The organism is Okeania sp. KiyG1 (genome assembly GCF_014132355.1).
In the GTDB taxonomy this organism is placed as follows: domain Bacteria; phylum Cyanobacteriota; class Cyanobacteriia; order Cyanobacteriales; family Microcoleaceae; genus Okeania.
Genome location: NZ_BLZO01000022.1, coordinates 1 through 22,717, shown reverse-complemented (window position 1 = coordinate 22,717; position 22,717 = coordinate 1). Strand labels below are relative to the sequence as shown.

The 22,717-nt window shown below is 37.9% G+C and carries 25 protein-coding genes and 2 pseudogenes; 18 read left to right on the top strand and 9 right to left on the bottom strand.

Annotation, left to right across the window (positions count from 1 at the left end; translation table 11 throughout):
* Positions 1-296 precede the first annotated feature (296 nt).
* The 4 genes from SAGCYANO_RS02345 to SAGCYANO_RS02330 all read left to right on the top strand — a co-directional run bounded on the left by SAGCYANO_RS02345 (position 297) and on the right by SAGCYANO_RS02330 (position 3,582).
* Entirely contained in the window at positions 297-716 is a 420-nt protein-coding gene (locus SAGCYANO_RS02345; RefSeq protein WP_202218614.1) for a hypothetical protein, read from the top strand.
* Positions 706-1,233 carry a hypothetical protein gene (locus tag SAGCYANO_RS02340; RefSeq protein ID WP_202218613.1) on the top strand — a complete coding sequence of 176 codons (528 nt, stop codon included), beginning with the start codon at positions 706-708 and terminating at the stop codon, positions 1,231-1,233. The genes SAGCYANO_RS02345 and SAGCYANO_RS02340 overlap by 11 nt, the downstream gene beginning before the upstream one ends.
* Positions 1,234-1,435: 202 nt before the next feature.
* Positions 1,436-1,630, top strand: coding sequence for a hypothetical protein (locus tag SAGCYANO_RS02335; protein WP_202218612.1), 195 nt, complete (start codon positions 1,436-1,438; stop codon positions 1,628-1,630).
* Complete coding sequence (locus SAGCYANO_RS02330) at positions 1,627-3,582, top strand: serine/threonine-protein kinase (RefSeq protein ID WP_202218611.1); 1,956 nt, start codon at positions 1,627-1,629, stop codon at positions 3,580-3,582. Before SAGCYANO_RS02335 ends, SAGCYANO_RS02330 begins: the two co-directional genes overlap by 4 nt.
* A 282-nt stretch (positions 3,583-3,864) precedes the next feature.
* Here the strand turns inward: SAGCYANO_RS02330 and SAGCYANO_RS02325 are convergent, their stop codons facing one another.
* Entirely contained in the window at positions 3,865-4,821 is a 957-nt protein-coding gene (locus tag SAGCYANO_RS02325; RefSeq protein WP_202218610.1) for an Rpn family recombination-promoting nuclease/putative transposase, read from the bottom strand.
* Between the two features lie 317 nt (positions 4,822-5,138).
* Positions 5,139-5,537 carry a hypothetical protein gene (locus SAGCYANO_RS02320; protein WP_202218609.1) on the bottom strand — a complete coding sequence of 133 codons (399 nt, stop codon included), beginning with the start codon at positions 5,535-5,537 and terminating at the stop codon, positions 5,139-5,141.
* A gap of 1,031 nt (positions 5,538-6,568) precedes the next feature.
* On the opposite strand from SAGCYANO_RS02320, the gene SAGCYANO_RS02315 reads away from it, so the two are divergent.
* Complete coding sequence (locus tag SAGCYANO_RS02315) at positions 6,569-7,099, top strand: hypothetical protein (RefSeq protein ID WP_202218608.1); 531 nt, start codon at positions 6,569-6,571, stop codon at positions 7,097-7,099.
* A gap of 94 nt (positions 7,100-7,193) precedes the next feature.
* Here SAGCYANO_RS02315 and SAGCYANO_RS02310 read toward each other — a convergent pair whose 3' ends face one another.
* Positions 7,194-7,403 (bottom strand): hypothetical protein, encoded by a 210-nt coding sequence (locus SAGCYANO_RS02310; protein ID WP_202218607.1) that lies wholly within the window; start codon positions 7,401-7,403, stop codon positions 7,194-7,196.
* A gap of 253 nt (positions 7,404-7,656) precedes the next feature.
* Here SAGCYANO_RS02310 and SAGCYANO_RS02305 point away from each other — a divergent pair, with 253 nt between their 5' ends.
* The 8 genes from SAGCYANO_RS02305 to SAGCYANO_RS02270 all read left to right on the top strand — a co-directional run bounded on the left by SAGCYANO_RS02305 (position 7,657) and on the right by SAGCYANO_RS02270 (position 13,557).
* Positions 7,657-7,956: a hypothetical protein gene (locus SAGCYANO_RS02305; protein ID WP_202218606.1), complete on the top strand. Its 300-nt coding sequence runs from the start codon at positions 7,657-7,659 to the stop codon at positions 7,954-7,956.
* A 66-nt stretch (positions 7,957-8,022) separates the two neighbouring features.
* Positions 8,023-8,181 carry a hypothetical protein gene (locus tag SAGCYANO_RS02300; protein WP_202218605.1) on the top strand — a complete coding sequence of 53 codons (159 nt, stop codon included), beginning with the start codon at positions 8,023-8,025 and terminating at the stop codon, positions 8,179-8,181.
* Between the two features lie 30 nt (positions 8,182-8,211).
* Positions 8,212-8,823: a hypothetical protein gene (locus SAGCYANO_RS02295; protein WP_202218604.1), complete on the top strand. Its 612-nt coding sequence runs from the start codon at positions 8,212-8,214 to the stop codon at positions 8,821-8,823.
* Between the two features lie 129 nt (positions 8,824-8,952).
* The gene (locus SAGCYANO_RS02290; RefSeq protein ID WP_202218603.1) at positions 8,953-9,357 is read left to right on the top strand and encodes a hypothetical protein; all 405 of its coding nucleotides are present in this window, start codon (positions 8,953-8,955) and stop codon (positions 9,355-9,357) included.
* A gap of 70 nt (positions 9,358-9,427) precedes the next feature.
* Positions 9,428-10,558 (top strand): phosphoadenosine phosphosulfate reductase family protein, encoded by a 1,131-nt coding sequence (locus SAGCYANO_RS02285; protein WP_202218602.1) that lies wholly within the window; start codon positions 9,428-9,430, stop codon positions 10,556-10,558.
* 593 nt (positions 10,559-11,151) lie between these two features.
* Positions 11,152-11,673, top strand: a complete 522-nt coding sequence (locus tag SAGCYANO_RS02280; RefSeq protein WP_202218601.1) for a KilA-N domain-containing protein — start codon at positions 11,152-11,154, stop codon at positions 11,671-11,673.
* 119 nt (positions 11,674-11,792) lie between these two features.
* Positions 11,793-12,302 (top strand): HAD-IIIA family hydrolase, encoded by a 510-nt coding sequence (locus SAGCYANO_RS02275; RefSeq protein WP_202218600.1) that lies wholly within the window; start codon positions 11,793-11,795, stop codon positions 12,300-12,302.
* Position 12,303: 1 nt separating this feature from the next.
* Complete coding sequence (locus SAGCYANO_RS02270) at positions 12,304-13,557, top strand: DNA cytosine methyltransferase (protein ID WP_202218599.1); 1,254 nt, start codon at positions 12,304-12,306, stop codon at positions 13,555-13,557.
* Positions 13,558-13,610: 53 nt separating this feature from the next.
* On the opposite strand, the gene SAGCYANO_RS02265 is transcribed toward SAGCYANO_RS02270, so the two are convergent.
* Positions 13,611-14,360: a hypothetical protein gene (locus SAGCYANO_RS02265; protein WP_202218598.1), complete on the bottom strand. Its 750-nt coding sequence runs from the start codon at positions 14,358-14,360 to the stop codon at positions 13,611-13,613.
* Between the two features lie 830 nt (positions 14,361-15,190).
* Between SAGCYANO_RS02265 and SAGCYANO_RS02260 the strand changes: the two genes are divergently transcribed.
* The 3 genes and pseudogenes from SAGCYANO_RS02260 (at position 15,191) to SAGCYANO_RS02250 (ending at position 18,320) form a co-directional block, all read left to right on the top strand.
* Positions 15,191-15,439: a hypothetical protein gene (locus tag SAGCYANO_RS02260; RefSeq protein ID WP_202218597.1), complete on the top strand. Its 249-nt coding sequence runs from the start codon at positions 15,191-15,193 to the stop codon at positions 15,437-15,439.
* A 582-nt stretch (positions 15,440-16,021) separates the two neighbouring features.
* Positions 16,022-17,969, top strand: a pseudogene (ltrA, locus tag SAGCYANO_RS02255) (group II intron reverse transcriptase/maturase).
* Between the two features lie 60 nt (positions 17,970-18,029).
* Positions 18,030-18,320 carry a hypothetical protein gene (locus tag SAGCYANO_RS02250; protein ID WP_202218596.1) on the top strand — a complete coding sequence of 97 codons (291 nt, stop codon included), beginning with the start codon at positions 18,030-18,032 and terminating at the stop codon, positions 18,318-18,320.
* A 381-nt stretch (positions 18,321-18,701) separates the two neighbouring features.
* On the opposite strand, the gene SAGCYANO_RS02245 is transcribed toward SAGCYANO_RS02250, so the two are convergent.
* From SAGCYANO_RS02245 to SAGCYANO_RS02230, 4 genes are all read right to left on the bottom strand, one after another.
* Positions 18,702-19,930 (bottom strand): ISAzo13 family transposase gene (locus tag SAGCYANO_RS02245; RefSeq protein ID WP_202218595.1). Its coding sequence is split into 2 segments (ribosomal slippage): positions 18,702-19,348 and positions 19,348-19,930, totalling 1,230 coding nucleotides; the frame shifts between segments, so codons are not numbered across the junction.
* Position 19,931: 1 nt separating this feature from the next.
* Positions 19,932-20,216: a hypothetical protein gene (locus SAGCYANO_RS02240; protein ID WP_202218594.1), complete on the bottom strand. Its 285-nt coding sequence runs from the start codon at positions 20,214-20,216 to the stop codon at positions 19,932-19,934.
* Entirely contained in the window at positions 20,188-20,547 is a 360-nt protein-coding gene (locus SAGCYANO_RS02235) for a hypothetical protein (RefSeq protein WP_237395622.1), read from the bottom strand. The genes SAGCYANO_RS02240 and SAGCYANO_RS02235 overlap by 29 nt, the downstream gene beginning before the upstream one ends.
* A complete protein-coding gene (locus tag SAGCYANO_RS02230) occupies positions 20,510-20,977 on the bottom strand; it encodes a hypothetical protein (protein WP_202218592.1) in 468 nt (155 codons plus the stop codon). The genes SAGCYANO_RS02235 and SAGCYANO_RS02230 overlap by 38 nt, the downstream gene beginning before the upstream one ends.
* 106 nt (positions 20,978-21,083) lie before the next feature.
* On the opposite strand from SAGCYANO_RS02230, the gene SAGCYANO_RS02225 reads away from it, so the two are divergent.
* Both SAGCYANO_RS02225 and SAGCYANO_RS02220 read left to right on the top strand, forming a co-directional pair.
* Positions 21,084-21,269 (top strand): hypothetical protein, encoded by a 186-nt coding sequence (locus SAGCYANO_RS02225; protein WP_202218591.1) that lies wholly within the window; start codon positions 21,084-21,086, stop codon positions 21,267-21,269.
* Positions 21,270-21,387: 118 nt separating this feature from the next.
* Positions 21,388-22,142 (top strand): annotated as a pseudogene (locus tag SAGCYANO_RS02220) (IS1 family transposase).
* A gap of 155 nt (positions 22,143-22,297) precedes the next feature.
* Here SAGCYANO_RS02220 and SAGCYANO_RS02215 read toward each other — a convergent pair.
* Positions 22,298-22,555: a hypothetical protein gene (locus SAGCYANO_RS02215; protein ID WP_202218589.1), complete on the bottom strand. Its 258-nt coding sequence runs from the start codon at positions 22,553-22,555 to the stop codon at positions 22,298-22,300.
* Between the last annotated feature and the right edge of the window lie 162 nt (positions 22,556-22,717).

Genomic DNA, 22,717 nt, shown 5'->3' with positions numbered 1-22,717 from the left:
TCGGTACTTTGAGTAATTTTGTTCATAGGTTTTTTTGTCTCTGCTTTGTCAGAGCAAGTGTGGTGGCTAATCGCTATCTGAGAGCTTCTGTGATGAAAAACTCAGCTAAGTAGCCGGAGTCTGTCTGTATTTATCAAATACAGTAACATCGTGGTCTTGGTTGGCCTTAGTACCTATGTACTGAGTGATATTGGGTTTATGAGAGAAGGCCAGTTAAGGTTTAGTGACCTTAGCTTGTCTTGTTTTGAATTATTATATATAATATACATATTATCCTTTAATGTCAAACGGATAATATGGTTAATGCTAAAAAGGACAATAAAGGGCATAATACACTTAAATGTTTTTTAGGTAATATGCCCCCAGAAGAGAGAACAAAGCCGTTAAGAGCCGATCCACCCGAAAGCCTTCATGCTGATTTCAAGAAACTAACTGTTGATTATGGCACCAACATGAAAGCGCGGTTGCTGACTCTTATGCAACAGGATGTTTTTAATTGGAAAAATGGAGTTGATAGTTTAACTGAATCGAAAAACAGTAGCCAAATGAAGCAAGACTGTGAGCTTGCATTGGCTTGTTGGAAAGCACTGCTTGAGAATCGAGTACCGAGTGAACCAGATCTGATTCGACTCTGTGCAATTTTTGATGCAGATGCAGCAGAACTAAGGGAAATGTTGAGGCAGGCAATAGGAGGTAAGAGAACAAATGGTGTTTAATGCCGTGATGACACCTGTGGACTACTCACTTTTAGGTTTGCATTGGGTGAAATTATCAAACGATTTTGTGGCCGTCGTAGGTTGCGATGGTGAACCATTGCCAGTAGATAAAGTCCACTATCTTATATACAATGCTTGGGACAAGATAGCTGACGCTTGTGCTGCTAAAGGTTATTCCAAAGCGTTGTTGTATGCTTCAGATAATAGACGATATAAGATATCTGCTAGCTTAAGTGGTAATAGTGGTGAATCACTACCACCGCAAGAACCATCAGAAAGTTCAGAATTGCTAATCAATGTCCCTGAACCGCTGATAACTTTGCAATTACTAGAAGATGCAGATTTACCTACATATATTAACGCGATCGCTACTCAGAAAAAACTCTATGCAAACAAAACTGCTTTAAATGTACAAGGACAACCACCTGAAATGTTTCTTCAGGGAAATGCTTACGATTTAAACGATGTCGAAGAATTAGATCAGGACTTACGCAAAGACACTGTGTATAGAGTCTAGTAACTATTGTCCAATGGTTATGAGTACTATATATAGCGTATCTGCGTAAGTCCTATAGATTATAGAACTACTAGAGTTGCGAGTGGTGAGAAATTAGTAGAGTATGAGTATCAAGCCTGGCGGTGGTTTTTTGATGTTGAGGCGGGTAGGTTTAGATTGAAAAGAATGCAGTTTCACTCCAACTTTAAACAGATTCAGTTTTGTGGTCAACCTTGCTGGTTGGGTCAAGTTTTGGAAGCTGTTGAGACAGGTGGTACAAGACTGTAAGGCAGTGAGCGATCGCTTGGTTTTGGATAAAGGCGATCGCTCCAGTAACTATTTAAGGCTGAGATTTTTCGATAATAGATGCTATTGGAAAATCGTCATAACTAGACGATCGCTCTCTATAGGATTATGAACACAATTCTAAACAATCGTTATGAAATAATTAGGCAATTAGGTCAAGGAAATTTTGGTACGACCTATTTGGCAAAAGACAATAATTTGCCAAATTCACCCATATGTGTTGTTAAAAAATTATCCCCTGTTCAGACTGAGAAAAAAGTCTTGTCTGTAGCTAACAGGTTGTTTTACAAAGAAGCTGAAACGCTACAGAAGCTAGGGGAACATAACCAAATACCTAGATTGCTAGCTTACTTTGAGGAAAACTCTGAATTTTATTTAGTACAAGAATTTATCGAAGGCCACGATTTAACTAAAGAAATTTGCACAGGCAAGAAATTTAGCGAGGCTAAAACGATTAAGCTCCTAATAGATATATTGCAAGTATTGAAATTTGTTCATCAAAACAATGTAATACATCGCGACCTCAAACCTCAAAATATCATGCGTAGGAGTAGCGACCGCCAAATAGTGTTAATAGATTTTGGTGCCGTGAAAGAGGTAGAAAAGATAGGAGAGAAATTGGGGACATCCATAGGTAGTCCAGGTTATATGCCCAGAGAACAGGCGATCGGTCAGCCTAAATTTTGTAGCGATATTTATGCTGTGGGCATGATAGGTATTTTAGCATTAACAGGCGATATTAATTGCAGTGAAGTAGTAGGAAGCGAATGCCTAAAACAAATTTTGGGCAAAATGACCCGCGAAACTTGGGTGGAGAGGTATCAAACGGTAGATGAAGTTTTAGTAGAACTAAAAGATTTGGGATTATCTATGCTTAAGCCTCAAAAAACCGTACTTTCTAGTTCTCCACATAGATTGCAGGAGTTGGAACAAGAGATTTCAAAACCTACTGTAGTTCAAGACAACAAATGGCGTAAAGCCCTAATAACAGGACTGACAGCTACTATATTGACTGCTGTACCTGCTGCTGCTTTATATTTTGCTCGTCCTTTTTTATTTAACGAGCGAGATACTAGCGCGTTATTAAATGAAGATTCAAAGCCGGAAGTTCCAAAAGCGGAAGTCCCCGAACCTGAAGAGCAAAAGCTTGAAGAACCTAAGCCCTTAAGTGAAGTGCAATCGACCTCTAGTTCATTAAAGCTTGCGAGAGTGCGCACTTTTGAGGGGCATCGAGGAACTGTGTATGCTGTAGTTATTTCTCCTGATGGTCAGACCATTGTTAGTGGTAGTGCGGACACTACTATCAAAGTTTGGGATTATGGCAGTGGTGAATTAAAACATAGTTTAACCGGACACAGAGGATATATCTATACTGTAGCAATCTCTCCAGATGGTCAGACCATTGTTAGTGGCAGTTCGGACGACACTATCAAAATTTGGGATTTAAGGACAGGGGAATTGCTGCGGACTCTAGCGGAAAAGCAGAACGATATTTATTCACTAGCCATCTCCCCAGATGAAGAAACTGTAGTAGCAGGTGGTGTGGATAAAACTGTGAGAATCTGGAACCTCGGCAGTGGTGAACTCTTGAATACGCTTACTGGTTACAAGTACCCGATTTATGCTGTGGGTTTTGTGGGAGCAGATATAATTGCTGCCGATCTAGAAACTATTAAGGTTTGGGAACCCACATCAGGATTGCTCAAAAGTACCTTTTCGGGCGGTGGAAAGTATGCAGATATCCAGGTTGGCTCGGATGGTAGACACATATTGGGTACTAGCAACGGAGCGATCGCTGTCTGGAACCGGGATTCCAATACTCCAATTGCCATGATGGGAGAGAGCAGGGCGGTTGATTCACTAGCGGTCATATCCGATCTGATTTTTGCAGGCCGAGTTGATGGTACTGTTCAAGTTTGGGATTTAGCTAGTAAAAATCTTTTAAAAGATTTTGCTGGTTACCACAGCGACAAAGTGAAGTCTCTAGCTGTTACTCCAGATGGCAAAACCCTTGTAAGTGTAAGTGCTGATAAGACATTAAAGATTTTGGATTTTGATTTTTGATTTTATACGACTTTCAAGTAAGCTCCGTCGCTTAGGTACGACTTTTTTCGATAGCAAATGCTATCGGAAAATGCTCAATAGCAAAAAAAGATGTGACAAAATGGCCCTAATGAGATATTTTCCCATAGAGTACTCTATGGGAAAATGCTACAAAGTCAGTTACAGCTAGACTTGCAGCAGCAGTTAATTGTTTTTGTTGATGGCGATCAAGGATGGCGATCGCTACCGATACCCTTATAATAAGAGGTAATTATTAATTATTAATAATTAACAATTAATTGTTTACTCCTCTCTTTCTTTTTGACTCTCTAACCAATTTTCTACATCTGCAATAGTTTTCATGTCAAAAATTTCCTCCCCTAAAATATCTAATTTGGCCAAAGATAATTGTTGGATTTGACTCTCCACTTCTGGAGAAATTTCTCCTAATATTCGCCGAATTAAACGCAATATTTGTTTAACTGCTTCCTCAATTTTTCCTTCTTCTCGACCTTCTTCTCTACCTTCTTCTCTACCTTCTTCTTTAGCTTCCTGTTTCGCTAAACTAATCTCACCTTTTCTATCCCCAATAAATACTTCTTGTTTATGTAACTCCTCTAATTCTTCATTACTTAGATTAGCTCGATTAGCAATATTTAACGCAGCTTCAATTTCTGCTACTTCTCCAAGAGAATCAGGAATTACTTCTAAGTTAGGAGCAGATTTAAGGAAATAAATCCATTTATCACTCTCGGTTTCTAACTCTGATAATTCTTTGTTAAATTTGGGTAATTCTAAAAATATTAGTTTTAACTCGTCTCGATAGTACAATGAATCTTTCTCCTCCTTGAATCTAAATTTGTTAATCATTTTTTTGGCTTCTTTAAATAGCACAAAATCTGTAATAGTCAAAGCAATAAAGGGTTTTAAAGTTCGATATCCTTCCCCAGTATCTAACTGATTGCCATAAGCTTTAGCTAGATTATAAATTACTCTTTTTTCAAATGCTTCAACGTTCAATACTTGCATCTCAATTATGACTGTAGAGCCATTATCTAATACGGCTCTAACATCTAGATAAGTATCCTTAAGAGTTTGAGTAATTCCTGGGTTATAGGGGTCAATTATTTCCAGAGATTGTATAGTTTTATGATTGTCATAAACTATGGCATTGAGAAAACTAATTAATATTTGTTTACTGCGGTTTGAACCGAAGATTTTTTTAAAGGCAAAGTCGGTTTTCGGACTGATAAATCTCATAGTTATATTGTTTATGGAACGAATGTTAAGCTCGTAGTTTGACTTTAGTCCTATCTTCTCTAAAAATAGTACTACATCTCTAAAAATAGTACTACATCATCTCTCAAGTCCAGCCTTAGTTTTTTCAAGTAGTATAGGCTGGACTTCCTTTAAAAAGTAATCCACATCGGATTTACTCAAATGGCTATCAATATTTTTCCAGCTCTCTTGTTTCCAAGCAACATCCAGTATTTTCTTGTCAGTACTATTATCAAGTACCGTAAGCCTGCGATCACTCCTATCCCAATGAGCCGTATTTTTTGAGTCGCTAATTACCCTCAATAAGATAAGTTTTTTGATTTATAGTATCCACTTCGATTTAGATAATTAGATGGAAGATTTTCATTAGGACACCTAAGTAAATGATATTTGTATCTCATATATTTCACAAAATCTATGTATTCTAATGCTCCTAAAATTTTGAGTATTTGTTTGGCTTTAATGATTAGTTCAATTAAAGTAAATTCAGAAACAAATACTTCTAATAATTCCCAATAAAAAGCATTGTTTATGAAGACTATACCATAATGATAGACTGGACTTGAAGCATTCCAATTAAGATCTAGCTTATCATCAAAACCCAGACAGGATTCAAAGTAAAAAACATCATAACTATTAACAATAAGATATGCTCTTCCTTCAAAATGCTTGCCTGATATTTCTGTGCTTGTAATCATATTAAATATTTAATTCCTAATATATTAAAGCCTGATTTTAATTTGGCCTAAAACTATAGAAGTTGATTAATATTATATTAGTTTATTATATGCAACCGTTCAACTCGCGTCGCACAGAGCGTCGCTCTCAAACACTTCAACTAGCACAAACTTGTCTCCTGCAAGTGTTCGGAGCCTGCGTTTGAGCAAGTTTCAGTATGTTTTCGCTCTCCCTCCATTGCTCCTGGCTCGTTTCGGTGTCGGCGAACGATGCGAGTGAAAAAGTTCAAACTCAACTTATCGATCCAATCGTGCCGAAGTCGGCTTTTCTTTTCTGCCAATGCCCGCCCACCACCCCGGCACATTTTCAGTTCGCTCCGCACCCACTTCGACACAGAACTCCGCAAGCTCCGCTCTGTGTAATGAAGTGGGTCTGAAAATGTGCTTCAGACAAAATTTATCAAAAAATATGTAGATTTTCTAGATTTGTTAGAAAATTAATTGAAGTCTACACCTATAATCAACCAAATGGATAGACATCCACAGTTCAAGTATTGATAATTGTAACGGGCGATCGCTTTTCGAGGGAAAAGTACATGATCGGTCCTACTTTAAGATTAGGTACGAGGTTTTTCGATAACAAATGCTATCGAAAAATGTCTAGGAGTTTACATCAACCGTAGGTAGAAAAGGCAATTCAGTAGTGGATTTTTGTTAAACTTGTGTAAGTGGTGAACTGCTAGACTTCTGATTGTGTCTATATTTTTGTTTTCCAATATCCTTTGTTTGTCAAGTTTTTCGATAGCAAATGCAATCGGAAAATATCTAGGAGCTTATCTCAACCGTAGATAGAAAAGGCGATTCAGCAGTAGATTTTTGATAATGTTAACTTCAGATTGTTTTTGATAAATATCGGTATTTTTGTGCTGTAAAATATTAATTATTATATAATAAGAAAAAGCTAGGTTAAATCAACGCTTACCTAGACAAAAAGTTTAAATGATTGGTGATTGTAATCTAATTAATCAATCCACTACCACAATATTTTAACCATGAATAATCCAGCAAAAACAAAGAGAGCAATTGTTAGGTTTTGCCCAGGTATTGAAGTAGAAGCTTTTCAAGTGCCTAATGGGTCATATTATGTTTCAATTACTACAGCGTCCAAAGCTGTAGGATATAATAGAAATTGGTTATCAAGAAGTACAAGCAGGGGTGGTAACACCTTTAAAGCATTGCATAGAGTTGGATTCACGGACTTGTTTTCTGAGGTGGTAACACCTTCAAAAGGAGGAGAGCAGGCTAGCAAGCTCATAAGTATAGATAATTTTGCTAGTATAATTTTATATGCAGCATCTAAGGGAAAGAAAGAGGCCATAGCTTTAAATATGGCCTTAACTAAAATGTCTTTAACTGACTTTTTTAGGGATGCTTTTGGAGAGGTTCCTTTAACTATGGAGCAAAAACGAATTGCTTTTTATAAAACTTATGCTGAGTCTTTATCTATAGAAGATTGGTTGGCGATGGATAGAGAAGATGCTCGAATTATACAAGAATCTTTGTTGTTTTTAAGCTCTAGTTGACCAGACTCAGGAAAATGACGGCGCTCGCTCAATCTATGTGGGCATTCTAGCTTAAATGTGCAAAAAAGTTTCCCAGTAAATAAGTGCTACACAGTTAATCACTCTGCGTATTTGATTCCATTTCAGCTAATGCAGCAGCAACTAAAGCTCTTCTAATCCACTCTGCTTTATTGGATTTTAATTGAATGTAATCATAAATTTTTTGGGGGAGTCTAGCCCCTGCAATTCTTTCGCTAAGGGGTTCCTCTCCCGGTTCCAGTTCTGTAATCCAGTGTCCTTGTTCATTTTGATATTTCTTGGCCATTGTTTTCTTTATTAAGTATATATATTAATAATATATGCAAAAAAACCGATGATATCTCCGGTTAATATTTACTTATATGTCTGATACTGATCGATCATTAATTTCAATATAAAAATAGTTGCATCCGATGATATCTCCGGTTATCCTCTAAAGATAGAGGAAAGAGCCTCTATAAAAACTCAAAAGGGACACCACCCTAACCCGTCAAAGTTGATGTGATGTCCCGCCCCTAAACTACTAGGAGACATTAATTATGTTAACACAACAAATCCCAACAGCAACAGCTACAATTACTTCTACAGTTCCTTCAGCTTCTCCCAACAACAACTGGCTATATGCAGGTACAGATAAAGCTTGGTTGTATACAGACTACTCTCAAGCTCCTTACAACATTTGTACAGAAGCAGAAACTACTGCATATAAACTCCCTCTGTATGAGGAAGACTTAGGCTGCTATGACTGGTCTACTCCTGCAAAAACACCAGAGCAAATCTGGCAGGATGTAGAAGAATTTCAAGCCTCTGCATCACCCGATGATTACGACGAATTCTAGGTACTCGCAATGACTTGCATAGAGGTAGCGATCGCGTAAGCGGACTGGAAGTCTATCGCTGCTTCTATGGAACTAGGTAGAATAATCTATCCAGAATACATAGAGGCAGCAGTGGGGGTAGGTGATGATATAGCGATACTGACACCCGACGCAATCATCACCATACCAAGAAGAATTTTTCAAACCTACATAACCGACTGGTTAGAAGCCGTCGTAGAAATCTAACAACTCTACATAAAATATAGGAGCAAAAAAATGGGATACACACATTATCTTCAAAGACCTTTAGAACTGGAAAATTTTGATAAGACTGCTTTGGCAGTAGAAGAATGCTATAAGATTGTCAAAAGCTTTGGTATAGATATTGTTGGCGGACACGGAGAACCAGATACAAAACCAGAGTTTAGCTCTGAAAGAATACTGTTCAATGGTTCTGAGAAGCAGACTCCTGGAGTCTGGACTGCTGAAGGTGATTTTGGTATTGTTTGGCCGAGTGATAAGAAGAATCCGATTACAGTTTCAACTTCTCCTGTGAACGGACAGTGGTTCGGAGGGGCAATGCTAGAGAAGCGCATCGCACCTAATTGTGACGGCAGCTATGAGACCTTACATATTCCCAGGACTTACGAAGTCAATGAGTGGTCAGAAGCAGATAGTTCGGGGAACTACTTTGAGTTCTGCAAAACAGCCTATCGGCCGTATTATCTTCTCGTCATGTGCGCGTACCTCGCTACAAGGTACTATGATCGCCGTTGTGTGGTTAGTAGCGATGGGGAACCCGTAGAATGGCAAGTTGCCGTAGGAATCCTGTCTAAGGTGCTTTCAGACAAAGAAAACTTGATTTGGAAGTTACTCAAGAAGTATTAACCAAATAGTTACTGTAATAGTATCACCATCATTTCCGTACACACATTTCGTAACTACATACTTGACTGGTTGGACTTCGATGAGTGCGTCCAACCTATTTCAAATCCTACAAATATACTATTCAAAATAATGACCAACTTAACTTACAGAGAACTACAAGAGAAAGTATATACAGGTAAGCGATACACTGGCATTATTAAACTTGATTCCATTCAGTTTCACGAAACTAAATATTTAGAGGATAATAGAACCGCACCTTTTTGGCGAGTCTTTGATAAAAAGTTGATGAATTTCATCAAAGATTTGCTAATAGAAACCAGTATTGATTTAGTAGTCTGTAGATTGTACATTATTTTAGCAGATGCTTATTTGAATCTACCTTGGGAATTAATTGAAGGTTGTGGCAGATATGAAATTGATTTACGCAAAAAATCCTTTAAACAGTTTGTAAATGCTATCTATAAAGCTTCCGAGGATAGCAGTAATTTATTAATGAAACAACAGAGTAATAAAGATACTTTTTTCATGTTATAAATTCAGTTTGTGAATACCGTTCTACAGGATTGTATTTTAAGAGAGATTTAGTTGTATCGCTCAAGAAAAAATGGGAGCAGGAGTTAGATATTATAGCAGTCAAGTAAAAAAAAGCGATCGCGAACTACTAGGCGTGCTAGCTGCCCATCAAATGGGTGCGGTCGCATTACCTTTTTTTTTAAGAACCATGCAACTTAGCTTATTCGACACTGCTGATTACAGTACATCCATCAACAGTGACTACAAAAACTATAAAAACTATGATTACATCATCCTCGCCTTTAGTGGCGGTAAAGATTCTCTAGCTTGCTTATTACAGCTACTAGAGTTGGGATGTCCGAAAGAAAAAATAGAATTATGGCACCATGACGTAGATGCAGCCATTGAAGGCCACCCTCACTTTATGGATTGGCCGTGTACTCGGAGCTATTGTGAGGCAGTAGCTAAGTATTTTGAGATCCCCCTCTACTGCTCCTGGCGATCGGGGGGATTTAAACGGGAGATGTTGCGCGACAACACCCCTACTGCTTCAGTGAAATTTCAAACCCCAGACGGGCAAACAATAGAGACTGGGGGAAATAGTAATAAACTCGGAACTAGGAGAAAGTTTCCACAGCAGTCGGGAAATTTATCCACCCGGTGGTGCAGCTCCTACCTAAAAATCGCTGTGAGCGATGTAGCGATCGCTCATCAGGATAGATTCAAAGGTGCATCCACCCTATTTTTAAGTGGGGAAAGGGCTGAAGAGTCCCCCGCCAGAGCTAAATACAAGTATCTAGAACCACACCGGAAAAATACAAAATCTAGGCAGATAATTCACTGGAGGCCCGTGCATCAGTGGAGTACGCTGGAAGTGTGGCAGATAATCTCCAAACATGGTATTGTTCCCCACCCCGCTTATTGGTGGGGATTTGGAAGAACAAGTTGCCGAACTTGTATTTTTCTTAATGATGTAGATTGGGCTACACTATACCGTTACTCCCCATCCACAGTTGGTAGAATTAGCTCTTTTGAACAAGAATTTCAGCTTGCTATATCCAGGAATAAAAGATATCTCCAACAGCGCATTCAAGAATCTACTGCTAGAGTGGTCGATCCTCTGTGGATAAAACAAAGCGAATATTTTGATCTACCGCTATATACATCAGACTGGCAGTTTCCACCAGGGGCATACGGAGACCTGGGTAGCGGAAGTTGGTGAGGCGGGGCGGTTGGGGCGCTAATGCTAAAAGTTTTGCCTGGATTATGTTCAAATTTGGTTGTTACAGATATGCTAGAGGGTCTGCGAGTTATTGAAAGTTTTGTATACCAGTACTTGTATTGATATTACATTCTGTGACTGGCTGTAGGAATATGTGTATCAATAGAAAAGTATTACAATGACTTTTTCCGGCAACAAATGCTATCGGAAAAAGTCCAGGAGCTTACCTCCACAGCAGGTTGAAAAGGCAATTCAGTAGTGGATTTTGATAAACGTGTGTAAGTGGTGAACCGCTAGAATCCTGATGATGTCTGTATTTTTGTTTTCCAATATTCTTTGTTTATCAAGTTTTTCGATAGCAAATGCTATCGAAAAGGCATAGTGAAAAATTGTAAATCAATCATTTTTATCATCTAATTTTTGATATTATTGGTTATATTAGATGGATAAAGTTTGACATTAATATACCTGTTTGTAGAGGTATTTTTAAAGAAAAAAATTCCAATGTAACGAATTTCCATATCTTAAATTTCTACCTGTGTAAAGGTTTGCAAGTTATGGGAATTCCCATATCTTATTTTTAAGGAGTAAAAATGGCTGAAATAATCAAGGTGTTTGAAGGCCAAGAAATTACTATAGCTGAGGATGGTATGTGGAATGCTTCAGCTATGTGCAAAAAATATAATAAGTTAGTAGCAGATTTTTTTAGATTGAAGCAAACAAAAGCGTATATTGAAGAATTGAAAAATCTGCACAAACTGACTGACAATGAAGTAGTAAGAACAGTCCAAGGTAAAGGGAAACAACAGGGGACTTGGGTACACATGGAGGTAGCTTTAAAGCTAGCAGCATGGTTGAACCCAAAAATTGAGGTGTGGGTGTTTGCTACCATACGAAAATTGCTTGTAGAAGGTGAAGTCAAGCTGAGAAATGAAATTGTAGAATTGCAAAATTGTCTAGATATCTCTGAATATAGGTTAGAGGAAAGCAAAGCAAAAACTGAATACTGGCACAATGAATACAGTTTATATCGACACGGGTATCACCCCGAATATGAGGAAGTAGGAAAATTTCAGGAGGGGGACTTACAATTGGGAGTGCCAACAGAAAAATAATGTGGACTAATTAGAAATTATCATAGGCGATCGCAGATTAAAGCTGCCACTCAAGGTGCAATGCCTTGAGGTTGCGTTCCTAAATACTGGGATTATTATAGTTAGGACATTTTTAGAATATGGAAATTCTATTTTTAGATTTAGACGGCACAGTCAGAAAACCAAAATCGGCAAGTAAATTTATTACTTCTTTTGCCGACCAGAAACCAATACCCGGTGCCCTGGAGGCGATCGCCGATTATGCCTCAAGAGGATATTTCATCGTGGGAATTACCAACCAAGCAGGAGTTGAAGCGAAACACAAGTCCCAGGAGAGCTGCATTGCAGAGCAGCAGCATACATTAAAGCTATTCCCACAAATCCACTCAATTCTGTTTTGCCCTGATTTTGCGGGCAATGAATGCTGGCGATGTTACAGAGATAAAGCATGGGATTGTAGTGGTAAATACCCTAATTTGATAGGCACTTACCGCAAGCCAGGTAGTGGTATGGTGCAACATATAATTATTAGCAATGAAGTCTATCCTGAAGATTGCTTCATGGTAGGCGATCGTCCTGAAGATGAAGGATGTGCAAATGCTGCGGGAGTTGAATTTCTGTGGGCCAACCAGTGGCTCAAGGCGGTCTAGAATGCAGCGACCCATAGGCATAGATCTATTTGCAGGAGCAGGGGGTATGACTTTGGGCTTTGAACAAGCAGGATTTGATATACCTGTTTCTGTAGAATTAGACCCCATTCACTGTGCCACTCATCAATTCAATTTTCCTTTTTGGTCTGTGTTTTGCCACAGTATAGCTACTATTACTGGCAGTGAAATCAGACAGTTTTCAGGAATTAAAAATAAAGACATAGATGTGGTTTTCGGTGGCCCTCCATGTCAAGGTTTTTCTATGATGGGAAAGCGCACCTTAGATGACCCACGCAATACACTTATATCTCATTTCGTGCGATTAGTCCTAGAGTTAAAACCTAAATATTTTGTCATAGAAAATGTCAAAGGATTAACTGTAGGAAAGTACAAATTTTTTCTTGAAGAAGTCATCGATAAATTCGATAAAAATGGCTATCAAGTTCAGCAACCTTACCAAGTATTAAATGCCGTTAATTATGGCGTACCGCAACATAGGGAAAGGTTATTTTTAATAGGATGTCAAAAAGGTTTAACACTACCAAATTATCCTATAGGTAAAACATCAGGAAATTCGACAACTGTTAAGGATGCAATAGGAGACTTACCAGAAGTAGAAAATTATCCAGAATTATTAGAAAGAGATTGGATAAAAGTAGAAGATGATTATGGCCAACCCAGTAAGTATGCTAAAAAACTCCGTAACCTTGAACCTCTTGATAATGATTATTCTTATAAACGCGAATACGACCGAACAATATTAACCTCTAGTTTACGCACAAAACATACAGAAAAATCAAGAGAACGATTTAATGCTACAGCATTAGGACAAACTGAATCAGTAAGCCATTTTTATAGACTTAATCCTGATGGTATTTGTAACACACTCAGAGCTGGAACACCAAGTAGCAAAGGTGCATATACTTCTCCAAGACCAATACACCCATTTACACCCAGATGTATCACAGTTAGGGAAGCAGCAAGATTACATTCATACCCTGATTGGTTTAGATTTTATGTAACAAAATGGCATGGTTTTAGACAAGTTGGTAATTCAGTTCCACCCCTATTAGCAAAAGCAGTAGCTCAAGAAATTATTGATGTTTTAAATATTAAACCACTTAAGCCTAAAAGGAAAAAATTTAAGTTAGAAAAATGGAACTTTTTAGAGTTTAATATGTCTTTAGCTGCTAAAAAGTATCAGGTAGAACGACATACTATTGCACCAAGAAATAGAAGAATTTTTAATAAATAATAGCACTCCCAATTGGCCAGAAAAAGAGTGCCATGTCACCGCTTTTCAATGTCTTATTCTGCCTGAAGACCCAACAAATTTTTCACAGATTTTAAAGCCTTTAAATAAGTCTCTCGTTGTTTAAGTGAACCATACTCTCGTAGCTGTTCTTTAGTAAAACCAAACCCATTACATAAATCTTTCAACTGTTGAATACTTCGTTCCTCCACTGGTACATAATAAGCCCCTACAGACTTAGGTTGAGACTGATGATTGTTCCCATCACCATTAGATTTAACTATACTTAAATCCTCAGATAAATTCTTTCCATTAGTAGTAGCAGAACCATTAGATTTACCTCCTTTTTTTGACCGATTACCATTAGATTTATTCCCACTAATTGAACCACTACTATCCGACTCTACTTCAACAGTAATCACATCAATAAGTCCAGAATCATCACCACCATTAGGTTGATCAGGACGGTAAGGAGTATCAGACAAATCATCAGCATCAGGCAATTCCTTCAAATCAATCGAATCATAATCCCCTGATCGAATTTTTTCTACCTCTTGCCAAAAACCTAATTCTAGTTCATTTTCACCAGCAATCTTAGTAGCATTAACAGCCTTAATAATTTGAATTAAACCAGACTCCAAAGCACCCTTTAAAGTCTTTTGATTCTGATGTCGCTCCTCATTAACCGTGTGTTCATTTCTGAGCTGAACTAACTGACGTTCTAACTCTTCAATCCGAGATTCTAGAGAGTCTCTAGTAGCATTAGTAGTTGAGTTAATAGCCTCTTCGAGTCCGACAAAAAGCATAATTAAATCTCTCCATTAATTAAATTGTAAAAATCTATTCAGCAGCCTTGTACAAGGTCTTATTTATGTGCTGCTTATTCCTAGAAAATAGTAGCGAATTTGTTGCTTTGATTAACTATTATAGAGTATTTTTTTGATTTGACAATACTGATAATATTTGACTATTAAATGGGAATAATTATTATTGTATAAGTAAAGATTATTAGTCAATAAAAGGAATAACATTTGTAGGAAATAAGGAATACTTACTTCAGATAGTATTCAGAAAAATTATGCCAACTATTAAAAGCAAAAAAAAGCTTGGCAGACATTAAACAAAGTTCACCATTCAGATCGCAAAGCGAAAGCGAAACGCCAAAAAATCATCTAACATCTCCGTGGAGACCCGCGTTGCATACTTTGATATCAACGTCGGGAGGAAACGGCAAATATGTTATGGAAGATTGAATGCCATTTATCGAGTAGATATTCCCGAACTAAACCTTCCTAGTTTTTGGGACATCATTTTCAGTCCACAACTGTCAGTTAGTTTGTCCAAATTATCGAAAAACTTGGCCAACTTTCAGTGAATAAATTTTTGATTTACATATTTTATTAGTGTCTACTATACACTCTACTAAATAGTATATACTAGACAGTATAGTAGACAATAAACTAAATCCTCAAGTTCCTGTAAAACATATTTTACAGATATATTAACAAATAATATACTAGACATACTACTAAATATATTAGTATACAGTAGTTACTAGACAGTAAAAAACAAGAGGTGTCTACTACCTACTAGACACTCAATCATTACTTACTAGACAGTCAACAAAAGGGCCACTATGAAAGTTACAGAATTATTAAACAGATATAGATTAAAAACTCGTCAGGCATTCTACGATCGCGTCAAGAGCTTAGACATCGTCTTACCAAAAGATGCCAGAGGTCATAGCTATGCAACACCCGAACAAATTAGTTTGTTAGACCAACTTCATGATTATCTGAGAACCCCAGGAACTACATTAAGCGGTTTCGTGCCTGTATCTAAAGCAGGTGTCGTGCAGGTAGTAGACGTGCGACTCGTTGGCTAGTCAAAATCTGCCGAAAGGCAGGTAGATCTAGCCTTCCGTGGTCAAGGAGGTGATAAATATATGACCACGAGAAAACTCTTATATCCTTGGTGGTGAAATTCCATCTGCCCTGTTGTTGGGTTGACAGCATAGGCCACGGAGTAGCGACTGAACATCAATCTCCGAAGCTGGTCTAAAAGCGGGATGCGTACCAGTTACCGAGGAACGATACCGCAAGCAAAGGCTGACAAGTGGACGAACAGGAAGGTAATTAAACTCTCGTAACCTGCAACCATCCCAAAGGTAGCTATGGGGTGTAGGACGAAAGTCAGGGGGTCAATGGGTATTATTATGTCTACGATAATATCAACAACCATACCGAACCCTCCGGGAGATTTTACCCTACTAAATCAGCCGTAAAAAGGAATAAGGGAACGAGGAAACCTCTCGCTTGACACCTAAGCATATAGGTCGGAATCTTAGGAAGCCATTCAAGGTCAATCTGTACAAAGGTTGCAGGTCTTAGGGAGAGTAGGATTAGATAAGAAGCATTAATTTGCAGACGTATCTACTGTTAGACGTAATGTAAGGCAATGAATAGTAATGAATAAAGCTCAGACACTAAAAAGAAGATTAGGAAACCCTAAGCCATTTTTAAGCGTAGCATGGGATACAAAGGATATACCGAATCAAGTTAGTATCAATCCAAACCTAAAATGGAAGGATATTAATTGGAAAAAGGTAGAGAAATCTGTGTTCCGATTACAAAAATTGATTTACAGAGCATCCATGAGTGGCGAACTCCGCAAGATGCACAGATACCAAAAACTTCTTTTAAAAAGTTACTACGCTAGGTTGCTAGCTGTTAGGCGCGTGACTCAGGATAATCAAGGTAAGAAAACTGCTGGAGTAGATGGCATTAAGAATCTACCACCAATGCAGAAACTCAACTTGGTAAGTCTACTAAACTCACGTTACCTCAAAGCAAGCCCAACCCGCAGAGTCTGGATACCAAAGCCAGGGAAAGACGAAAAACGCCCGTTAGGCATCCCTACGATGTATGACAGAGCGTTACAAGCACTGGTAAAGCTTGGTATGGAACCAGAGTGGGAAGCACGTTTTGAACCTAACAGTTATGGTTTTAGACCAGGACGGTCAACACATGATGCCATAGAGGCCATCTTTAACAGCATCAAACAAAAGCCAAAGTATGTGTTAGATGCTGACATATCCAAATGTTTTGACCGAATTAACCATGATGCACTGCTAGGAAAAATTGGTCAATCACCTTACAGACGACTAATCAAGCAATGGTTAAAGTCTGGGGTATTTGACAACAAAAAGTTCCGGAGTATCTGTGGAAGGTACACCACAGGGAGGGGTCATTAGTCCCCTACTAGCAAACATCGCCTTACACGGTATGGAAGAAAGACTAATGGAATTTATCGAAAAGTTTTCCTTTAAATATCCGAACGGAAAATCAATGGGAAAACGAGATAAACGAGCCAGTCTAAACCTAATACGCTATGAGTCTTGACTTTGTAATCCTACATGAGGACATCAAAATAGTGCTACAAGCAAAAACCGTAATACAGGAATGGTTAAACCAGGTAGGATTAGAACTAAAACCTCCAAAAACCAAAATTGCCCACACCTTAGAAGAATATGAAGGAAACAAAGCTGGATTTGACTTCCTAGGATTTAACATCAGGCAATATAAGGTTAAGTCAGCAAAACTTGGATATAAAACGCTGATTAAACCATCTTCCCAGAGTATAGAAACTCATTATCGGAAATTGGCGGATATATGTGATTCTCACAAAACCGCTTCGACTAAGGCTCTAATAGCCAAGTTAAATCCGGTAATAAGAGGATGGGCTAACTACTTCTCAACCCAAGTCAGTAAAGAGGTGTTCAGCAAACTAGACGCAATCTTATGGAAAAGACTATGGAGATGGGTAAGTAGAAGGCATCCAAACAAGTCAGCCAAATGGGTGAAGAAAAAAGTATTTCCCCAACGTAAAAGGAACCAGGAATTGGGTACTTAACGATGGCGAATGTATACTAAACCGACATTCAGATGTACCTATTATAAGGCACATCAAAGTTAAAGGTAATAAATCACCCTATGATGGTGACTGGACTTATTGGAGTAGCAGAATCGGCAAACATCCCAGCGTAAGGAAAGAAGTCACAACGCTGTTAAAACAGCAAAAGAATAAATGCGCATTTTGTGGATTACATTTTGGACCAACGGATTTAATCGAGGTTGACCACATCGTTCCCAGGTCTGAAGGCGGTGACAACACCTATAAAAATAAACAACTGTTGCACCGACATTGCCACGATACTAAAACTGCTTTAGATAACAAAACATATCCATGCACCAAAGTCACAGGATTTACCTGAAGGTTATTTATGGGTTGACGATATGTTGATACTAAGGTAGGGATGTGCTCATGAAAAGGGACGGCTAAGAGAGGAGCCGTGTGAGGTGAAAGTCTCACGCACGGTTCTGAAGACGAGTCGGTTTGGTAACAAACTGGCTTAGTTTAACACCCCACTAGACACCTCTAATGGGACATCTATTACTCAAAGCAATGAAAAAAACTTGGAATATCCAGATGAAAATCAATCTCTTGAATTATTGGAACGGCTAGTCGGAGCGATCGCTGCTAATATTCAAGCTAAAAGTCCAATTTGGTACCACGACGAATTAGAGAAAGCTGCTATTGGGGGATGGTTGCTTTCTACATCTGAAGTTAAACATTTAATAGGAGTAAAACCTTATTGCAAAAAAGGTTCTGATGTTTATGAACGTGGTAGTTGGCAATTCATCAAAGTAGGAAAAATAGGAGGTGCAACAGCTTGGAGAGTCAAGAAAATTATCATGGAAATTTAACTACTTCAGATAAGTAGAAATAAGTTGATAGGAGTGAACAAATAATAAATATTAAATAATAAACTATCTATTTTTAACGTTTTTGTATACTGTCTTGTGAGCAGTAGACATATTTACTAGACACCCTCATAACTCAAATAATTAATGATGCTTTGCTCCGGCTATAATTGTTATATCTAATGAAGCAGGATTGGAACAGATAATCATAAATTTCTATAGATTATCGTAGGTTTCTAAGAACGGCTCGCGAATATAGCAACGTCGGGGTATGTCAACGTTCTTTTTGCGAGGCAGTATACTCTTTCTGTTCAACAGCTTGCTCGACAGTATTAGCAAACTCTAAAAACTTCTAAGTAGCCGTGTAAAAATAACTTGAACAATTTAAGCTATTGTTCTCGGCTTAATCATATAATTCCATTCACCATGAAAAAAGTCTGGCTCAATTCTAATGGCATTAAATTCTTCGCGACTTACTTTAATTCCTGTTTCGTAAAAATTTTCGTCTAGGTGAGCAACTACATTCAATCCTTGTGTGGTAGTAGTATTGTTAATAAGATTAATCACGACTTGCAAGCTACTTAGGGGTCTGCCACGCCAGTTTTGGGTGATCTGGCAAAACAAGCGATGTTCAATTTTGTTCCATTTACTGGTACCGGGAGGGAAATGACACACATGAATAGTTCGATTAATCTCGTCAGCAAATTCTTGTAGTTCTAACTTCCATAGTCGGGAGCGATAACTATTACTACCACCACAGTCAGCTGTAATCATTATCTTTTGACTATCTGGATAAAGTTCTTCACCCATTGAGTACCACCAATGGCGAATCGACTCCACTGCAAAGCAGGCTGTGTCGTGGTCAATGCCAACATTCACCCATCCAGTATTCAAAGTTAAGTCATAAATTCCATAGGGAATTGCTTTACCCAATTTCGGGTCAGCAAAGTCGTGCATTCGTACTTCTATTGGTTGTCCATGAACACACCATTCATGACCAGAGTTCTTAAAATCCCCAATTAATTCTTTTTCTTGGTATCAACAGAAATGACTGGTTGATTTTCAGATTGGAAATATCTAACTTGTTGAGCAATATGTAAAAACTGAGCATCTCGATCTGGGTGAGATGAGCGATCGCGAGTCTTACGATTTGATTGTAGGCTGTAACCAAGAGACTCCAGTAAATTATAAACACTTTTAGGGCTGATTCTGTGTCCCCCTTGATTCAATCCTGCTGCTAATTTAGCTACACTTTTTGAGGTCCATTTCAGAGGAGATTCTGGGTCTCCTAAAGTCGCGGGTTCAATCAGTAATTCCAAATCTGTTAACAGAGTTGGGTCTTTTTCCTCTAGTAGTTTACGGCCACCACCAAATTCACGAATTCGATCGCTGTAGTCCGATCTTGTTGTTCCATCTGATTTACAGAGATTATCTATACCAGCATGAATTGTTGTCCGCGAAAGTCCAGTTGCTTTGGCCACCAAGGTGAGACCTCCCCAACCCAGGCTTTGAGCTTCAATAGCTGCCCATATACGTCGTGTTTTTTCGTTTAAGTAAGGCCACAACAATTCATACTTGTCTTGAATAGTTTTGACTACAGAGTTATCAGACATATTACCCAACAATAAACGTGATACTTTTATTATTTAGCTTTGGAGGTAATTTGTTCAAGTTATTTTTACACGGCTCCTTAGTCTCTTCTGGACTCAGATTTTCTTCGACAATATTTCCATCTGCTGAACCTTGAAATACTTCCTCTCCACTTGATTTAGATGTGATAGAAATATCACCATCACTTGTTCTTTCAAAAAAGTAATTAGTAGTCCCGTGATAATCACTTTCTTGGAGGTCAAGAAAATTGTCAACAGCTTCAAGTATTTTTTTTATTAGCAGCCTCATTTACTTTCTCAGCAAAAGTCACAAAATCTTCTGTTTGTTCTGCACTAAGTTGGTTTGTTATAGTACCACCCTCATCCACAGTAAACAATTTATTCTCGTTGTCGCCATCACGAGCGCTAATTGATATTTCTCCATTTTCAGACTTTTCCAGTATATAATTAGCAGTTTCATACCGTTCCGACTCTTGCATTGTCAGAAAATTATCTACCCCATCTGCAATAAGTTTATTTTCTGCTTGTTCGTAGTCATTCTCTGACTCCAAGGCTTTGTTTGTTTCATTATTTCCTTCTAAATCATTGCTTTTTTTCTTGGACTTGTTCGCTAAAATCAACAAAATTTTCGGTTTCATCTTGAGTGAATTTAGACTCAATATTTCCTTGTGCATCTTGATGAAAAACTTCACCTCTATCGTCTTTAGTGTTAATTGAAATCTCCCCATCCTCCCTTTCAAGAATATAGTTCTTGGTCTCATAATGATCGGTTTGAAGTAGATTGAGAAAATTATTAATTCCCTCAGCTATAAGTTGATTATTAGAACTATTATCTTCAATTTGCTCTAGCTGATTATCAAAATTAGCAAGTCCCGGATTAATTTCCGATGAGACTTCAAGTTGTGCATCAAAATTTTCTAGCTCCATTTTTTCTTTTTCACTTAGTTCAGGGGTGGTTGATGAAGTTTTTGAGCGTTCATCAAAATCCTGCAACTCTGTGCTTGAATCTAGTATTAAATTAGTCATATCATCAATACTCGTATTATCCATGTTTCCTCCACACGTCGTTTTTATTATTGAAATAGTTCGGGATTTCTTATCAGACCCTGACAAATGTACTAAAATGTAACCAGAATCTTAATATTATTGTTCTGAAATGATTTCTAACAAAATTTATACAGTCTGGAAAAGCTGGAGAGACCAATACAAAATAACTCTAACTCCCGTTCCTTATCGTTCGGGTCTCAACTCAAAGCAAGTACATAGATTGAGTTTGGTAATGGCGATCGCTTTGAAATTTATTCTCTGGGCGATCGCTGGGAGGAAATGGTTTGTTTGTTAATTCTCCTTTTCCAAACAGCCTAGAAAATATGGCGTTGGTGAAGCGCGGGTATGATTTGAGAAAAGAGCGATATAGCTGCCGCACTTGCTCCGCCAACGCTAAATTAGGCAGAAAAATTATGGAATGTCCAGAATGTCAATCAACTCACATCAATAAAAATGGCCAAAAAAAAGGAAAGCAAAACTATATGTGTGTAGAATGTGGTCGTCAATTTATTGATTGCTATGAAACTTATAGAGGTTATAGTGATGAACTCAGAGATGAATGCTTAAAAATGTATGTTAATGGTATGGGCTTAAGAGCAATATCAAGAGTCAAAAAGGTACACCATACTACAATTATCAACTGGGTTAAACAAGTAGGAAAACTATTACCCGATTCTTACTCTCCTGAAAAAATTCCTCAAGTAGGAGAGCTAGACGAATTACAGACATTTGTAGGCTCAAAAAAAACAAAATTTGGCTATGGACGGCAGTAGATCATTTTGAAAAAGGAATTTTAGAATGGGTTATTGGAAATCGTAGTGGAGAAACATTTTATCCTTTATGGGAAAAAGTCAAAAAATGGGAATGTTATTTTTATGTGACAGATGGATGGAAAGTATATGCCAATTTTATTAATGATGGGGATCAAATTATCAGCAAAACCTATATGACCAGAGTAGAAGGAGAAAATACTAGACTTCGCCACTATCTTGCCAGATTACATCGAAAAACTCTTTGCTACTCAAAATCTTTAGAGATGTTAAAGCATTCAATTCGCTTACTGATTCATTATCTAAATTTTTTGGATGTTCCAGTTCCTTATAGACATTCACAGCGATCGCTCTTTTCTCAAATCATACCCGCGCTTCACCAACGCCCAAAATTTTAACTGTTCAACTTGCAAAAGGGTCTGATTGAGCCTACGCCCTTTGCCTATAAACAAGCTTTCCGATAGCAAATGCTACCGGAAAAACAGATGCAAAAAAAAACAAGAGCGTACGCTTTTTATTAGTGCGTTTCCTCCATTAAGAATACGAGTGCAATTTAACCACTATCAGGATTACTTGCCTCACCACCTACAGGATCTGTTTGTTTTTGCTTAAGAGCGATCGCATCACATAAAGCATTTCTCACAAATTCTAATCTTTCTTCTCTAGGCATTTGGTCTAATATGTCCATCGCTGATATAGGTATTCTTACCGACACAGGTTTTTTCGATAGTGGCTCGTCAAACTTTTGGCCGAAGCCATTCCTGATGTTTTTTGGCTGCGATCGCCACATATTGTCCGGTTTGCCCTTCATAATTTTAGTCCTTTTTTTGACCTGTGTTTACACATTAAATATACCATTAATTTTTTTATTGTAAAGGGTTAACATTTAAGTGTAAACACATTTATAATAAGATATGTAAGAGGGTAAAACCTTTACAGGGACAAAAAAAAGAACACCGCCCGACCCGACAAA

Excerpts from the sequence above, each read along its gene's own strand:
- SAGCYANO_RS02345 (WP_202218614.1), top strand. The coding sequence starts at position 297 with ATGGTTAATGCTAAAAAGGACAATAAAGGGCATAATACACTTAAATGT.
- SAGCYANO_RS02340 (WP_202218613.1), top strand. The coding sequence starts at position 706 with ATGGTGTTTAATGCCGTGATGACACCTGTGGACTACTCACTTTTAGGT.
- SAGCYANO_RS02330 (WP_202218611.1), top strand. The coding sequence starts at position 1,627 with ATGAACACAATTCTAAACAATCGTTATGAAATAATTAGGCAATTAGGT.
- SAGCYANO_RS02325 (WP_202218610.1), bottom strand. The coding sequence starts at position 4,821 with ATGAGATTTATCAGTCCGAAAACCGACTTTGCCTTTAAAAAAATCTTC.
- SAGCYANO_RS02320 (WP_202218609.1), bottom strand. The coding sequence starts at position 5,537 with ATGATTACAAGCACAGAAATATCAGGCAAGCATTTTGAAGGAAGAGCA.
- SAGCYANO_RS02315 (WP_202218608.1), top strand. The coding sequence starts at position 6,569 with ATGAATAATCCAGCAAAAACAAAGAGAGCAATTGTTAGGTTTTGCCCA.
- SAGCYANO_RS02310 (WP_202218607.1), bottom strand. The coding sequence starts at position 7,403 with ATGGCCAAGAAATATCAAAATGAACAAGGACACTGGATTACAGAACTG.
- SAGCYANO_RS02305 (WP_202218606.1), top strand. The coding sequence starts at position 7,657 with ATGTTAACACAACAAATCCCAACAGCAACAGCTACAATTACTTCTACA.
- SAGCYANO_RS02300 (WP_202218605.1), top strand. The coding sequence starts at position 8,023 with ATGGAACTAGGTAGAATAATCTATCCAGAATACATAGAGGCAGCAGTG.
- SAGCYANO_RS02295 (WP_202218604.1), top strand. The coding sequence starts at position 8,212 with ATGGGATACACACATTATCTTCAAAGACCTTTAGAACTGGAAAATTTT.
- SAGCYANO_RS02290 (WP_202218603.1), top strand. The coding sequence starts at position 8,953 with ATGACCAACTTAACTTACAGAGAACTACAAGAGAAAGTATATACAGGT.
- SAGCYANO_RS02285 (WP_202218602.1), top strand. The coding sequence starts at position 9,428 with ATGGGAGCAGGAGTTAGATATTATAGCAGTCAAGTAAAAAAAAGCGAT.
- SAGCYANO_RS02280 (WP_202218601.1), top strand. The coding sequence starts at position 11,152 with ATGGCTGAAATAATCAAGGTGTTTGAAGGCCAAGAAATTACTATAGCT.
- SAGCYANO_RS02275 (WP_202218600.1), top strand. The coding sequence starts at position 11,793 with ATGGAAATTCTATTTTTAGATTTAGACGGCACAGTCAGAAAACCAAAA.
- SAGCYANO_RS02270 (WP_202218599.1), top strand. The coding sequence starts at position 12,304 with ATGCAGCGACCCATAGGCATAGATCTATTTGCAGGAGCAGGGGGTATG.
- SAGCYANO_RS02265 (WP_202218598.1), bottom strand. The coding sequence starts at position 14,360 with ATGCTTTTTGTCGGACTCGAAGAGGCTATTAACTCAACTACTAATGCT.
- SAGCYANO_RS02260 (WP_202218597.1), top strand. The coding sequence starts at position 15,191 with ATGAAAGTTACAGAATTATTAAACAGATATAGATTAAAAACTCGTCAG.
- SAGCYANO_RS02240 (WP_202218594.1), bottom strand. The coding sequence starts at position 20,216 with ATGAGGCTGCTAATAAAAAAAATACTTGAAGCTGTTGACAATTTTCTT.
- SAGCYANO_RS02230 (WP_202218592.1), bottom strand. The coding sequence starts at position 20,977 with ATGGATAATACGAGTATTGATGATATGACTAATTTAATACTAGATTCA.
- SAGCYANO_RS02225 (WP_202218591.1), top strand. The coding sequence starts at position 21,084 with ATGATTTCTAACAAAATTTATACAGTCTGGAAAAGCTGGAGAGACCAA.
- SAGCYANO_RS02215 (WP_202218589.1), bottom strand. The coding sequence starts at position 22,555 with ATGAAGGGCAAACCGGACAATATGTGGCGATCGCAGCCAAAAAACATC.